Genomic DNA, 14,617 nt, shown 5'->3' on the forward strand with positions numbered 1-14,617 from the left:
CGGAGGGCGGGGTGGGGGCGCCGGGGGTCAGGCGAGGGGGAGGTAGAGGCGGTTGCCGGTGGAGCGGAACTCGGCCGACTTGCCCTGCATGCCTTGGGCGGCGTACTCCTTGAGTTCCTGGGTGATCTTCATGGAGCAGAACTTCGGGCCGCACATCGAGCAGAAGTGCGCGGTCTTCGCCGGCTCCGCCGGGAGCGTCGCGTCGTGGTAGGAGCGGGCGGTCTCCGGGTCCAGGGACAGGTTGAACTGGTCTTCCCAGCGGAACTCGAACCGCGCCTTCGACAGCGCGTCGTCCCAGGCCTGCGCGCCGGGGTGCCCCTTGGCCAGGTCGGCCGCGTGCGCCGCGATCTTGTACGCGATCACACCCGCCTTCACGTCGTCCCGGTCGGGCAGCCCGAGGTGCTCCTTCGGGGTGACGTAACACAGCATCGCGGTGCCGAACATGCCGATCATCGCGGCCCCGATCGCCGAGGTGATGTGGTCGTACGCCGGGGCGATGTCCGTGGTCAGCGGGCCGAGGGTGTAGAACGGGGCCTCGTGGCACCACTCCTGCTGGAGGTCCACGTTCTCCTTGATCTTGTGCATCGGCACGTGGCCCGGACCCTCGATCATCACCTGCACGTCGTACTCCCAGGCGATCCTGGTCAGTTCACCGAGGGTGCGCAGCTCGGCGAACTGGGCCTCGTCGTTGGCGTCGGCGATCGAGCCGGGCCGCAGGCCGTCGCCGAGCGAGAAGGTCACGTCGTACCGGGCGAGGATCTCGCACAGCTCCCGGAAGTTGGTGTAGAGGAAGTTCTCCTCGTGGTGCGCCAGGCACCAGGCCGCCATGATCGAACCGCCCCGGGAGACGATCCCGGTGACCCGGTCCACCGCCAGCGGCACGTACGGCAGCAGCACCCCCGCGTGCACCGTCATGTAGTCCACGCCCTGTTCGGCCTGCTCGATGACGGTCTCCCGGAACACCTCCCAGCTCAGCTTCACCGGGTCGCCGCCGACGGACTCCAACGCCTGGTAGATCGGCACCGTGCCGATCGGCACGGGCGAGTTGCGGACGATCGCCTCCCGGGTCTCGTGGATCCGCTTGCCGGTCGACAGGTCCATCACGGTGTCCGCGCCCCACCGGGTGGCCCAGGTCAGCTTCTCCACCTCCTCGGCGACCGACGAGGTCACCGCCGACGTGCCGATGTTGGCGTTCACCTTCACCAGGAACGCCTTGCCGATGATCGCCGGCTCGCACTCGGGGTGGTTGACGTTGAGCGGCAGCACCGCCCGCCCGGCGGCGATCTCGTCCCGGACCAGCTCCGGCGGCAGCCCCTCGCGGATCGCCACGAACTCCATCTCCGGAGTGACCACCCCGGCACGGGCGTACCAGAGCTGGGTGGGTCGTTTGGCGTCGACGCCGGCCAGCGGGGTGCCCGCGCCCCTGCTCGGCGCGACGTCGCCCCGCTCGGCGATCCACGGACCACGCAGCGGCGGCAGCCCCACCGCCGGGTCCGAGCCGGGGCCGGAGGTGTCGTAGAGGCGGACCGGCGGATTGTCCCCGCTCAGCTCCACCTCGGCGAACGGCACCCGGACGTCCGGCCGGGATCCCTCGACGTAGACCTTGCGACGTGCCTGCATGACAGCCTCCCTGACGGTCATCGGGACCAGCCGAAGTGATCCAACGGGCCGCGTCCCGCGCCCAGTTCCCAACCCCGCCCGCCGGTCAGCGCGCGGGTGACGTACTCCTTGGCGGTGGCGACCGCGACCGGCACCGGGTCGCCGGCGGCCAGCCGGACGGCGATGGCGGCCGAGAACGAGCAGCCGGTGCCGTGGCTGTGCCGGGTGTCCACCCGGGGTGCGCGGAGCAGGGTGGTCGTCCCGCCGCCGGCCAGCACGTCGACCGACTCGCCGTCCGCGTCGACGTCGCCGCCGGTGACCACCACGAACTCCGGGCCGCCGGCCGTCAGCGCCTGCGCCGCCTCGACCATCTCCCCGACCGTGGTCACCGGGTGTCCGGTGAGGGCGGCGGCCTCCGCGCAGTTCGGCGTCGCCACCCGTGCGTACGGCAGGAGCCGCTCGACCGCCGCCACCACCCCGAGCCGGTGTCCACTGGTGGCGACGAGCACCGGGTCGACGACGAGGTGCGGCAGCCGACCCGCCTTCGCCGCCCCGGCCACCACGTCGGCGACCGCCGGGGTGCCGAGCATCCCGGTCTTCACCGCCCGGACCGCGAAGTCGGCGAGCACGCTGTCGAGCTGCTCGGTGACGGTGCGCGGGGGCAGCGGCAGTACGGCGTTCACGCCCCGGGTGTTCTGCGCGGTGACGGCGGTCAGCACACTGGTGCCGTACGCGCCGAGGGCGGCGAAGACCTTCAGGTCGGCCTGGATGCCGGCGCCGCCGCCGGAGTCGGAGCCGGCGATGGTCAGCACGGTCGTCGGTGTCATGTCCCCTCCTCGGGCCACATGTCGCTGATCGGGGCGCGGTCCGTCGGGCGCGTGGCGAAGACGCCGGTGAGGGCCGCCGCGACCTCGGCCGGGTCGGCGGCTCGCATGATCGCGCCGAGCACCGCCACCCCGACCGCGCCCGCCTCGACACAGGCCGTCACCTGCTGCGGGGTCTCGATGCCACCCAGCGCGAGTACGGGCACCGGGCTGAGCCGGACCAGCCGGCGCAGCCCGTCCGGGTGCAGGGGTGGGCCGTAGCCGGGTTTGCTGCGGGTGGTCCAGACCGGCGAGAGCGTCACGTAGTGCTCGGTGCTGAGCCGGGCCAGCTCGGCCGGGTCGTGACAGGACCGGCCGACGAGCCGCACGGCCGGCGGCGGGTACGGCCCGGCCGCGGCCAGATGCACTGCCCCACCGGCACCAGCACCGGCACCGGCCGAGTCCGGGCCGGCCGAGTCCGGGCCGGCCGGGTCGAAGCCATCGGAGCCATCGGAGCCGCCGAAGCTGCCGAAGCCATCAGAGCCATCGGACCCGTCGGACCCGCCGGAGCCGTCGGAGCCGTCGGAGCCGTCGTCGAGCGGGTCGGGGCCGGCGACGATCAGGGTGCCGCCGGTCCCGGCCAGGACCGCCCGTAGGTCGACGGCGAGGGCGACCCGCTCGGCGCGGGGCAGGTCCTTCTCCCGTAGCACCACCCAGCGGACTCCACCCTGCACCGCCCCCGCGACCACGTCGGCGAGGTCCGTCCGCGCCGCCCGTCGGTCGGTCAGCAGCAGCACCCCCGACGGCCGACTGTCACCCCGCCCTGACCCCGGACCCGTCCGTACCGTCCCGGTCACCAACCGACCCACCCCCCGACGGCACCCCCTCCGGCCTCTGCACCGACGCCGACACCGGTGCCCACGCCAGTGCCAGTGCCAGTGCAGAGATCTTGGAAGCAAGTGGCCCCCTGAGGGGCCGATTTCTTCCAAGATCTACTAGCCTCCGCCCCGGCCGCAGGCGCAGACGCGAGCACAGGCACAGGCGCGAGCACAGACGCAGACGCGAGCGCAGGCACAGGCTCAGGCGCAGGTGCGAAAGCAAGCACAAACGCAGGCACAAACGCAGGTGAGAGCGCAGGCACAGGCGTAGGCACAGCGGAGGGCGGGGACGCAGGCCCGGGCGGGCGGTGGGGGCAGAGGCGGGGGCGGCGGCGGTGGAGGGAGCAGGGGAAAGGGCAGGGGAGACGGGGGTGGCGGGGGCGGTTCACAGGTCCGGCCGTCCGTCGTCGGGAGTGGAGGCGAGGGCGTGGAAGCGGCGGGGAATCCGACCGGCGGTGTACGCGAGCCGCCCGGCCCGGACGGCGTACCGCATGGCGGTGGCCATCGCCGTCGGGTCGGCGGCCCGGGTGACGGCGCTGGCCAGCAGCACCCCGTCGCAGCCCAGCTCCATGGCGAGCGCCGCGTCGGAGGCGGTGCCGATCCCGGCGTCGAGGATCACCGGCACGTCGACGCTCTGCCGGATCAGCTGGATGTGGTGCGGGTTGGTCACGCCCAGCCCGGAGCCGATCGGGGCACCGGCCGGCATCACCGCCGCGCAGCCGACGTCGGCCAGCCGGCGGGCCAGCACCGGGTCGTCGGAGGTGTACGGCAACACGACGAAGCCGTCGGCGACGAGTTCCTCGGCCGCCCGCAGCAGCTCCACCCCGTCGGGGAGCAGGGTGCGTTCGTCGCCGATCACCTCCAGCTTGACCCAGTCGGTGTCGAACGCCTCCCGGGCCAGCCGGGCCACCTTCACCGCGTCGGCGGCGGTGTAGCAGCCGGCGGTGTTGGGCAGCAGCCGCACCGCGCACCGGTCGAGCAGGTCGAGCAGTCCCCCGGCGGTGCCGGGCGCGGTGTCGACCCGGCGCAGGGCCAGGGTGACCAGTCCGGTGCCGGAGGCCCGGATCGCCTGCTCCAGCACGTGCAGGTTGGCCGCGCCGCCGGTGCCGAGGATGAGCCGCGAGGTGAAGGTCTGCCCGGCGATGGTGAGGGGCATCCCGGTCACCCGCCCTGCGCGGCGCTGAGCACCTCGACCCGGTCACCGTCGCGCAGCAGGGTCGCCGGCCAGCCGCCCCGGGGGACCACCTCGCCGTTGACCGCGACGGCGAGCCCGCGGCGTTGCTCGGTGACCGTGGCGACCAGGTCCGCGACGGTCGCGCCGCCGGTCAGTTCACGGCCGACGCCGTTGACGATCAGTCGCACGTGTCCTCCTCAGTGGAACCGGTCGGCGGTGAAGGGGGTGAGCAGCGGGTCCGGCCGGCCGGTGACGATCAGCTCGGTGATCAGGTCGGCGGTGACCGGGGTGAGCACGATGCCGTGCCGGTGGTGGCCGGTGGCGGCGAACACGCCGGGCCGGCCGGGCAGTGGCCCGAGGACCGGCGCGTTGTCCGGGGTGCCGGGCCGCAGCCCGGCGGTCGCCTCGACCAGCTCGTACTCGGCGAGTTCGGGGACGAGATCGACGGCGGCCCGGAGCAGCCGCAGCACCGCCCCGGTGGTCACCTCGGTGTCGGCGCGCTCCTCCACGGTCGCCCCGACCACCACCTCGCCGCTGTCCCGGGGGACCAGGTAGACCGGCTCGCCGTCGGCGTACCCCCGGATGACGTGACGGAAGCACGGCGGGCGGTGGTCGGGCGCGCGCAGCCGCAGCACCTGGCCCTTGACCGGGCGGACCGGCAGCCCGGTCAGCGCGGCGGCGCCGCACCCGGCGGCGACCACGACGACCGGCGCGGTCAGGTCGGCCAGCCGGGTCACCGCGCCGGGGAGCAGGGTCACGCCGGCCCGTTCGGCGGCGACCCGCAGCGCGGCGACCAGCCGGCGCGGGTCGACCTGGTGGTCGCCGGGGGCGACCGCCCCGCCGCGCAGCCGGGGGGTCAGCGCCGGCTCGCGGTCCCGCAGCTGCGACGGGCGCAGCGCGCTGATCGGCAGTCCCAACCCCTGCTGGTACGTCCATAGTCGGCGCGCCTCGGCCAGGTCGTCCCCGGTCAGCCCGACGACCAGGGTTCCGTCCGTGCGGTGTCCGAAGCCGGTGCCGGCGGCGGCGGTGAGGGCGGCGGCGAAGCCCGGCCAGCGGGCGGCCGAGTCGACGAGCAGCCCGGTCAGCTCCCGTTCCCCGAAGTAGGCCTCGGCGACCGGGGCGAGCATGCCGGCGGCGACCCGCGACGCACCGGAGCCGGGGGCCGGATCGTGCACGACCACCCGCAGGCCACGGGCGGCGCAGCGCCAGGCGATCGCCAACCCGACCGGTCCCGCCCCGACCACGGCGACGTCCGGCCCGGTCAGCATGTCAGCGCCACGGCCGGCCGGGTGGTGGCCCGGCTCTGATCGGCGGCCGGGGTCAGCATGCCGGGGCCGCGATCAGCCCGGCGGTGGCCCGGCCCGGGTCGGCGGCCGGGGTCAGCATGTCAGCGCCGCGATCAGCCCGGCGGTGGCCCGGCCCGGGTCGGCGGCCGGGGTCAGCATGTCAGCGCCGCGATCAGCCCGGCGGTGGCCCGGCCCGGGTCGGCGACGGCGGAGAGCGCCCCGACCACGGCCACCCCGTACGCCCCGGCGGCCCGCAGCGCCGGCACCGTCGTGGCGGTCACCCCGCCGATGGCGATCACCGGCACGGTGACGGCCTCGGCGACGGCGCGTACCCCGGCGGGGCCGATCGGGTCGGGCAGGCCGGTCTTGGTGGTGGTCCGGTGGCACGGGCCGACGCCCAGGTAGCTGGCCCCGGCGGCCACCGCCCGGGCCGCGCCGCCGGGTTCCCGGGCGGTCGCGCCGAGCACGGCGTCGACGCCGAGGACCCGGCGGGCCGCCGCCACGGGCAGGTCGTCCGCGCCGACGTGGCCGCCGTCGGCGTCCACCGCGAGGGCCACGTGCAGCCGGTCGTTGACCAGGCAGGTGGCCCGGTAGGGCAGGCAGAGGGCGCGGACCCGGCGGGCCAGGTCGTAGGCCTGCCGGTCGGTGGTCGCGTCGGTGACCCGGACCTGGACGACCAGCTCGGCGCGGGCCACCGGGAGGGCGGCCCGGACGACGGCGAGCGGGTCGCACCCGGGTCGGGTGTCGGTGATCAGGTGCAGGCGGCCGAGGGACGGCACGGCAACTCTCCTCCCTGCGCCGGCATTATCCGGATCAGGTTCGACGGTCGGGGGCTCTCAGCCCCCCTCTCAGCCCGGTGTACCGGGCTCCCGTGGGTCACGTGTCTGTGACCGTACGACAGATCCGCTGATCCGCCAAGGGGTGTTAGATTGATCCAAGCCCATCGATGACTGTCTTTTGCCCCCCTCTCTCCACATAAGCCGGAAAGGTGAGTCGACGATACCGAATCGTTACATGCTCATGCCTTGCCGGAAACCAATCCAGCGGCGCTAATTTGTTCAACCGATCGACATTATTCCGGTGCGCGGCCTCGACGAGGCCGGCACCTGATCGCCACCGATGCGGACCTCGGCGGGCCCGCACCCATCCGACCGGGGACGGTCTGCGGCGAGTCGTCCCCATGCCCCCACCACTGTCCAGCACGGACAAAAGGAGCATGGAGTGTCTCCATCCCGCCATCGCCGCGCACGTCGCGGCCCACTGGGCGCCGGTCTACTGGCCCTCTCCCTACTCGCCAGCGGCCTGATCGGCGGCACCCCCGCCCAGGCCGCTCCCGTCGCGGCGGCCCGGCCACAGGCCGCCCCGGCACCGGCGGCGGCAGCCGCCGAACCGTTCTCCGTCCTGGTCTTCTCCAAGACCGCCGGCTTCCGGCACGACGCCATCCCGGCCGGCATCGCCGCGATCCAGAAGCTCGGCACCGACAACGGGTTCACCGTCGACACCACCGAGGACGGGGCCGCCTTCAACGACACCAACCTGGCCAAGTACCAGGCGGTGATCTGGCTCTCCACCACCGGTGACGTCCTCGACGCCACCCAGCAGGCCGCGTTCGAGCGCTACATCAAGGCCGGCGGCGGCTACGCCGGCGTGCACGCCGCCTCGGACACCGAGTACGACTGGGCCTGGTACGGCAACCTGGTCGGCGCGTACTTCTCCGGCCACCCGGCCAACCAGCAGGCCACCGTCAAGGTCGAGGACCACGCGCACCCGTCCACCGCCGACCTGCCGGACCGCTGGTCCCGCTTCGACGAGTGGTACAACTTCCGCACCAACCCGCGCTCCAAGGTGCACGTGCTGGCCAGCCTGGACGAGAAGTCCTACAGCCCGGGTGCCGGCGCGATGGGCGCCGACCACCCCACCGCCTGGTGCCAGGACTACGACGGCGGCCGGTCCTGGTACACCGGCGGCGGCCACACCCAGGCGTCGTACACCGAGCCGGAGTTCCTCAGCCACCTGCTCGGCGGCATCCGTACCGCGGCCGGGGTGGAGAACGCCGACTGCGGCGCCTCCAAGACCGCGAACTTCGAGAAGGTCACCCTCGACAGCAACACCAACAACCCGATGGAGCTGGACATCGCTCCGGACGGCCGGGTGTTCTACGCCGAGCGCGACGGCCGGGTGCAGATCGTGAAGCCGGACACCGGCAACACGGTCACCGCCGTCCGGCTGGACGTCTTCACCGGCAACGAGGACGGCCTGCTCGGGTTGCGCCTCGACCCGGACTTCGCCACCAACAAGTGGATCTACCTGTACTACGCACCGGCCGGTGGCGCCCCGCGCAACTACCTGTCCCGGTTCACCGTCAACGGTGACACCATCGACAAGGCCACCGAGAAGGTCGTCCTGCAGGTCGACACGCAGCGCAACACCTGCTGCCACGCCGGCGGCAGCATGACCTTCGACTCGCAGGGCAACCTCTACCTGGCCACCGGCGACAACACCAACCCGTTCGAGTCGAGCGCCTTCACGCCGATCGACGAGCGGGCCGGCCGGCAGGACTACGACGCCCAGCGCAGCGCCGGCAACACCAACGACCTGCGCGGCAAGGTGATCCGGATCCACCCGGAGGACGACGGCACCTACACCGTCCCGGCGGGCAACCTGTTCGCCCCGGGCACCGCGAAGACCCGCCCCGAGATCTTCGGCATGGGCTTCCGCAACCCGTTCCGGATCGGCGTCGACCAGAAGACCGACACCCTCTACGTCGCCGACTACGGCCCGGACGCCTCGGCGGCCAACCCGAACCGTGGCCCCGAGGGCCTGGTGGAGTGGAACATCGTCGCCACGGCCGGCAACTACGGCTGGCCGTACTGCGTCGGCAACAACCGGGCGTACAACGACTACACCTTCCCGTCCGGGCCGAGCGGGGCGAAGTTCGACTGCGCCGCACCGGTCAACGACTCGCCCAACAACACCGGCCTGACCAACCTCCCGCCGGTCGTCCCGGCGACCGTGGACTACGGCTACGCCGGCGACCCGCGCTTCCCCGAGATCGGTGGCGGCGGCGCCCCGATGGGCGGCCCGGTCTACCGCTACGACGCCGACAGCAACTCCACCCGCAAGTGGCCGGCGTACTACGACGGCAAGGCACTGCTCGGCGAGTGGAACCAGTCGAAGATGTACACGATGCAGGTCAGCCAGGACGGCAAGACGCTGATCGACATCAACCAGCTGCTCACCGGCATGCCGATGATCCGCCCGATGGACTTCGAGTTCGGCCCGGACGGCGCGCTCTACATGATCGAGTGGGGCACCGGCTTCGGCGGCAACAACGACGACTCCGGGGTCTACCGGATCGACTACACCGCCGGTGACCGCGCCCCGATCGCCGAGGCCAGCGCCGACCCCACCTCCGGGGCCGCGCCGCTGACCGTGAAGTTCTCCAGCGCCGGGTCGCGTGACCCGGACGGCGGCACGCTGACCTACGCGTGGAAGTTCGGCGACGGGCAGACCTCCACCGAGGCGAACCCCACCCACACCTACACCACGGCCGGCGACTACACCGCGCAGCTCACCGTCACCAACCCCAAGGGCCGGACCGCCGTGGCGAACGTGCCGGTGACGGTCGGCAACACCGCCCCGACGGTGACCATCGAGTTCCCGCCCAGCGGCGGTTTCTTCGACTGGGGCGACCAGGTCAAGTACACGATCAAGGTGACCGACCCGGAGGACGGCACCGTCGACTGTGACCGGGTGCAACTGCAGGTGCTGCTCGGCCACGACGAGCACGCCCACCCGCTGGAGCAGCACACCGGCTGCACCGGCACCGTGCAGACCTCGCTGGCGTCCGGGCACGGCGCGGAGGCCAACGTCTTCGCGGTCTTCGAGGCCACCTACACCGACGACGGCGGCACCGGCGGCGCCGGCCCGCTGACCGGTCGGGCGATCGAGATCCTCCAGCCCAAGCGCAAGCAGGCCGAGTACTTCACGGCCACCGGGCGGGCCCCGGGCAGCACCGGCGGCGGTGACCCGGGCGTGCAGAAGGAGACCACCACCGACCCCGCCGGTGGCGGCCAGAACATCGGCTTCATCGAGGACGGCGACTGGTGGTCGCTCGTCCCGGCCAACCTGACCGGGGTCGAGCAGATCCGGTTCCGGGTGGCCTCCGAGGTGCAGGGCGGCCGGATCGACGTGCACGCCGGTGCCGTCGACGGTCCGGTGGTGGCCACGGCCACCGTGCCGAGCACGGGCGGCTGGCAGCAGTTCGTCGACGTGACCGCGCCGGTGACGGCCGGTGCGGAGGGCTCGCTGTACTTCGTCGCCAAGGACCCGGCCGGTGGCACCGGTTCGCTGTTCAACGTCAACTGGATGGACTTCATCGGACGGGGCGTGACCGACAACGCGCCGCCGCAGGTGACGGCCACCGCCACCCCGGCGACCGGCACCGCGCCGGTCACCGTGACCTTCACCGGCACGGCCACCGACACCGAGGGTGACACCCCGCTGACGTACGCCTGGGACTTCGGTGACGGCGGGACGGCGACGACCCTGAACGCCACCCACACCTACACCACCCCGGGCACCTTCACCGCCACCCTGACGGTGACGGACAAGCGGGGCGCGAAGTCCTACGCGACCGTCCCGGTCAAGGTGGACGCGCCGACCAACACGTGCCTCGGCGCGCGGTCGGACGAGTTCACCGGCAACACCCTCGACAAGGACCGCTGGTCGGTGGTCCGGGAGAACCAGCTCTACTCGGTCTCCGGCGGCGCACTGCGGCTGCCCACCTCCTCCGGTGACCTGTACGGCTCCCGCAACGACGCGACCAACCTGGTGCTCCAGCCCGCACCCAGCGGGGCCTGGCAGGCCACCACGAAGGTCACCGTGCCCGTCACCGCCGACTACCAGCAGGCCGGCCTGCTGATCTACGGCGATGACGACAACTACGCCAAGGTGGACCTGCTCTACGGCGGGTCGCGCAAGGTGGAGTTCATCCGGGAGACCGCCGGGACTCCGCGCAACGACGCGGCGGACGCCGTGGCCGCCCCGGCCGGTGACACCATCTGGCTGCGGCTGATCAGCGACGGCACCAACCTGACCGCGCAGTTCTCCACCGACGGCACCACGTTCACTGCGGTCGGCCGGTCCGCCGCGCTGGCCGGCATCACCAACCCGCGGATCGGTCTGCTCGCCCTCAACGGCGGCACCACCGCCCCGGTGGTGGACGCGGTGTTCGAGTCGTTCCTGGTCTCGCCGGACGCCCCGGCCGGCCCGGTCGTCCCGTCGGACGAGTTCACCGGCACCACGCTCGACAAGTGCCGGTGGAACGCGGTGCTCCGGGAGGACCCGGCCGCCTACCGGGTGGCCGACGGCGCACTGAAGATCGACGTGCCGAAGGGTGACATCTACGGCACCAGCAACACCGGGCCGACGAACTTCATCCTCCAGACCGCGCCGAGCGGCGACTGGACCCTGGAGACGAAGGTCGACGGCAGCGCGCTGGCCGAGCAGTACCAGCAGGCCGGTCTGATCGTCCACGCCGACGACGACAACTACGTCAAGTTGGACTTCATCGTGGACAACCAGGCGGGTCAGACGCCGTCGCGGCGGATCGAGTTCCGCGGCGAGCTCGCCGGGGTGACGCAGAACCCGCAGCCGCAGGTCTCCAACCTGACCTCGGCGGTGTGGCACCTGCGGCTGGCCCGGGCCGGTGACACCTTCACCGCGTCCTACTCGGCCGACGGGCAGGAGTGGACCACGTTCGAGACGGTGACGAACACCGCCGTCGGGGCCACCCCGAAGATCGGTCTGTTCACCCTCGGCGCGAACGCGGCCACCTCGAAGACGGCCTCGTTCGACTACTTCCGGCTCTCCACCAAGGCGGCCGACACGACCGCCCCGGTGACCACGGCCACCGTCTCCGGCACCCCGACCGAGGGCTGGTACACCGGCCCGGTCACCGTGACGCTGGCGGCGGCCGACGAGGCCGGTGGTAGCGGGGTGGCCAGCACCGAGTACCAGCTCGACGGGGCCACCACCTGGACCGCGTACACCGAGCCGGTGCAGGTCACCGGGGACGGCACGCACGAGGTGCGGTTCCGCTCGACGGACGCGGCCGGCAACGTGGAGGCGACGAAGAAGGTCGCCGTCAAGATCGACGCCACCGCGCCGGTCAGCTCGGCGTCGTTCGCCCCGGCCAACGACGACGGCTGGCACAACGGCACCGTCCCGGTGGTGATCACCTCCACCGACGCCGGTTCCGGGGTGAAGAAGCTGGAGTGGTCGCTCGACGGCGGCGCCTGGACGGCGTACACCACGCCGGTCGAGGTGACCGGGGACGGCACGCACGAGCTGCTGTACCGGGCCACCGACGCCGCCGGCAACGTCGAGGCGCTGAAGTCGGCGGTCGTGAAGATCGACGGCACCAAGCCGACGCTGCTGGTCTCCGGCATCGCCGACGGCCAGCTCTACGGTGACAGCCAGGACGTCCGGATCTCGTGGCAGGCGGTCGACCCGACCTCCGGCATCAAGACGACCTCCGGCGTGCTGGACGGCCGGGCGTACGCCAGCGGCACCCTGCAGGCGCTGTACGAGCTGCCGCTCGGCCTGCACGAGCTGACGGTGACCGCGACCGACAAGGCGGGCAACTCCACCACCTCGACGGTCCGGTTCTTCGTCACCACCTCGTTCCGGGACATGCAGAACCTGCTGGACCGGTTCAAGGCGACCGGACGACTCACCACCAAGGCGCACCGTCAGCTGTCCAACAAGCTGGACGCGGTGCGGGAGTCCGAGGCGGCGGGCAACGACAAGCGGGCGGTGCAGCAGTTGACCGCCTTCAAGGCGTTGGCCACCGACACCGCGGTGGTGACCGACACCGATGTCCGGGACGTGCTGGTCCGGGACGCCGACGCCATGATCGTCCGGCTCGGCGGCGCGGCCACCAAGGCCGGCGTCAAGGCGAACAGCAACAAGTCGGTCGACGGGGCGGGCCGGCTCGGTGCCGACCCCACCCGGATCGCCAAGGGCGGTTCGCTGTAAGGAGCACCACCACGGGGCCGCTCCCACCGTCGACACCGACGGTGGGGGCGGCCCCTCCACATCGGAAGGAGACGTCGATGCGTAGCTTCAGAGCTCTCGCCGCCGCGCTGGTCGTGGCGGGCCTGGTGGCCCTGCCGGCGGGTCCGGCGGCGGCGCACGGCGGGAAGGTCAAGCTGACCGTGGCCGGTGACGGTGCCGGCGGGGTCACCGTGATGGCGGTGTACGCCGACGGGCACCGGCTGGACCAGCCGGTCCGGCTCACCGTGACCGCCGAGGGCGAGGGTGGCCGGACGGCCGGTCCGGTGCAGATCGCCCCGGCCGGCGAGGGGCAGGGCTTCTACAGCAGTGGCCCGCTGCTGGCCCCCGGCGACTGGCGGGTGACGGTCAGCGCGCCCGCCCCGTACCAGAGCACGGCGACCGCCCAGGTGCAGGCCCGGGTGGCCCAGTCGCCGTCGCCGGTCGCCGCCGAGCGCCCGGCGGACCGGGCGGATCCGGCCGGGGTCCGGTGGTGGCCGTGGCTGGCCGGCGGACTCGTGGTGGTCGTCGCCGCGGCGGCGCTGCTGTGGCGTCGTCGCCGGGCCGACCCCGGCCCCGGGGACCAGCCGACCGGCCTGGGCGGCTGACGCCCCGGCACCCGTTCCCGCCACTCCACCGACGACCGATCGGCCCCGGACACCACCGGTGTCCGGGGCCGACGCGCGTCAGCCCCGGACCGGGCCGGAACCGCCCCGGTCGGGTCAGCCTCCGACCGGCCCGCCTGGATGTGCCACGCGGCGCGGCGGCCGGGCCGACCGGACGGTCGGAGCAGGGCATCCTGCGTAGACCACGACCCGCTCTACCCCGCTCCCCAGGTCGGCCGGGCCGACCGGGCGGTCAGAGCAGGGCGTCCAGGGCGTCGAGGTCGGCGTCGCCGGGCTGCCAGCCGCCGGCAGAGGCGTTCGCCCGCACCTGCTCGGGCGTGGTCGCCCCGGCGATGACGGAGGCCACCGCCGGCCGGGCGGCCAGCCCGCCGATGGCCACCTGGAGCAGGGTGAGCCCCCGCTGTGCCGCGTACGCCTCCAGCGCCTCAATGGTGTCCCAGCGGGCGGCGGCCAGCCGTTCGGCGTACCGGCCACCGCCGGCGAGGCGGCTGCCGGCGGGCGGGGCGGTGTCGCGCTGGTACTTGCCGGTGAGCAGCCCGTTGGCCAGCGGGAAGAAGGGCAGCAGGCCCAGTCCGAAGCGCTCGCAGGCCGGGATGATCTCCACCTCGGCGTCCCGGTGGAGCAGGTTGTAGTGGTTCTGCGCGCTGACGAACCGGGTCAGCCCCCGGGTCTTCGCCGTCCAGTCGGCGTCGGCGATCTGCCAGCCGGAGAAGTTGGAGTTGCCCAGGTAGCGGACCTTGCCGGCCCGGACCAGGTCGTCCAGCGCGGCGAGCGTCTCGTCGATCGGGGTGTCCGGGTCGGGCTCGTGCAGCTGGTAGAGGTCGATGTGGTCGGTGTCGAGCCGGCGCAGCGACGCCTCGACCGCCCGCACCACGTACCGCCGGGAGCCGCGTACCCCGAAGTCGCGCCCGTTGCGCCCGCCCATCGACATGCCGAACTTGGTGGCCAGCACCACGTCGTCCCGGCGGCCCTTGAGGGCCTGCCCGAGCAGCTCCTCGGAGCCGCCCGGGGGCTCGCCGTAGATGTCGGCGGTGTCGAAGAGGGTGATCCCGGCGTCGAGCGCGGCGTCGACCACCGCCCGGGTGCCGTCGAGGTCGAGCTTGCGGCCGAAGTTGTTGCAGCCGATGCCGACCACGGACACCACGAGCCCGGAGTCGCCCAGCCGGCGGTAGGTCATCTCAGTCACGAGATCCAC

The 14,617-nt window shown here is 73.1% G+C and carries 10 protein-coding genes and 1 riboswitch; of the genes, 2 read left to right on the top strand and 8 right to left on the bottom strand.

The window, feature by feature from the left end:
- Nucleotides 1-27 precede the first annotated feature (27 nt).
- The 7 genes from thiC to thiE form a co-directional block, all read right to left on the bottom strand.
- A complete protein-coding gene (gene thiC, locus O7625_RS03125; RefSeq protein ID WP_282344191.1) occupies nucleotides 28-1,620 on the bottom strand; it encodes a phosphomethylpyrimidine synthase ThiC in 1,593 nt (530 codons plus the stop codon).
- A gap of 17 nt (nucleotides 1,621-1,637) precedes the next feature.
- On the bottom strand, nucleotides 1,638-2,426 hold the full coding sequence (gene thiD / locus O7625_RS03130; protein ID WP_282344192.1) for a bifunctional hydroxymethylpyrimidine kinase/phosphomethylpyrimidine kinase: 789 nt from the start codon (nucleotides 2,424-2,426) through the stop codon (nucleotides 1,638-1,640).
- Nucleotides 2,423-3,199, bottom strand: a complete 777-nt coding sequence (locus tag O7625_RS03135) for a thiamine phosphate synthase (RefSeq protein WP_282344194.1) — start codon at nucleotides 3,197-3,199, stop codon at nucleotides 2,423-2,425. The genes thiD and O7625_RS03135 overlap by 4 nt, the downstream gene beginning before the upstream one ends.
- Nucleotides 3,200-3,665: 466 nt before the next feature.
- Complete coding sequence (locus O7625_RS03140; RefSeq protein WP_282344196.1) at nucleotides 3,666-4,436, bottom strand: thiazole synthase; 771 nt, start codon at nucleotides 4,434-4,436, stop codon at nucleotides 3,666-3,668.
- A gap of 5 nt (nucleotides 4,437-4,441) precedes the next feature.
- Entirely contained in the window at nucleotides 4,442-4,642 is a 201-nt protein-coding gene (gene thiS, locus O7625_RS03145; RefSeq protein WP_067301500.1) for a sulfur carrier protein ThiS, read from the bottom strand.
- Nucleotides 4,643-4,651: 9 nt separating this feature from the next.
- Nucleotides 4,652-5,722 carry a glycine oxidase ThiO gene (gene thiO, locus O7625_RS03150; protein ID WP_282344199.1) on the bottom strand — a complete coding sequence of 357 codons (1,071 nt, stop codon included), beginning with the start codon at nucleotides 5,720-5,722 and terminating at the stop codon, nucleotides 4,652-4,654.
- A gap of 170 nt (nucleotides 5,723-5,892) precedes the next feature.
- On the bottom strand, nucleotides 5,893-6,519 hold the full coding sequence (gene thiE, locus O7625_RS03155) for a thiamine phosphate synthase (RefSeq protein ID WP_282344201.1): 627 nt from the start codon (nucleotides 6,517-6,519) through the stop codon (nucleotides 5,893-5,895).
- Nucleotides 6,514-6,622, bottom strand: a riboswitch (TPP riboswitch). (Overlaps the previous gene by 6 nt.)
- 339 nt (nucleotides 6,623-6,961) lie before the next feature.
- On the opposite strand from thiE, the gene O7625_RS03160 reads away from it, so the two are divergent.
- The gene (locus O7625_RS03160; RefSeq protein WP_282344203.1) at nucleotides 6,962-12,781 is read left to right on the top strand and encodes a ThuA domain-containing protein; all 5,820 of its coding nucleotides are present in this window, start codon (nucleotides 6,962-6,964) and stop codon (nucleotides 12,779-12,781) included.
- Between the two features lie 77 nt (nucleotides 12,782-12,858).
- On the top strand, nucleotides 12,859-13,404 hold the full coding sequence (locus O7625_RS03165) for a hypothetical protein (RefSeq protein ID WP_282344204.1): 546 nt from the start codon (nucleotides 12,859-12,861) through the stop codon (nucleotides 13,402-13,404).
- A 250-nt stretch (nucleotides 13,405-13,654) separates the two neighbouring features.
- Here the strand turns inward: O7625_RS03165 and O7625_RS03170 are convergent, their stop codons facing one another.
- The gene (locus O7625_RS03170; RefSeq protein ID WP_282344206.1) at nucleotides 13,655-14,617 is read right to left on the bottom strand and encodes an aldo/keto reductase; all 963 of its coding nucleotides are present in this window, start codon (nucleotides 14,615-14,617) and stop codon (nucleotides 13,655-13,657) included.

The sequence above is a fragment of the Micromonospora sp. WMMD714 genome, from assembly GCF_029581315.1.
GTDB classification, from domain to species: Bacteria; Actinomycetota; Actinomycetes; order Mycobacteriales; family Micromonosporaceae; genus Micromonospora; species Micromonospora rifamycinica.

Bases quoted from the DNA above. Each gene is read 5' to 3' on its own strand.
- thiC (WP_282344191.1), bottom strand. From the start codon at position 1,620: ATGCAGGCACGTCGCAAGGTCTACGTCGAGGGATCCCGGCCGGACGTC.
- O7625_RS03165 (WP_282344204.1), top strand. From the start codon at position 12,859: ATGCGTAGCTTCAGAGCTCTCGCCGCCGCGCTGGTCGTGGCGGGCCTG.
- thiO (WP_282344199.1), bottom strand. From the start codon at position 5,722: ATGCTGACCGGGCCGGACGTCGCCGTGGTCGGGGCGGGACCGGTCGGG.
- thiD (WP_282344192.1), bottom strand. From the start codon at position 2,426: ATGACACCGACGACCGTGCTGACCATCGCCGGCTCCGACTCCGGCGGC.
- O7625_RS03140 (WP_282344196.1), bottom strand. From the start codon at position 4,436: ATGCCCCTCACCATCGCCGGGCAGACCTTCACCTCGCGGCTCATCCTC.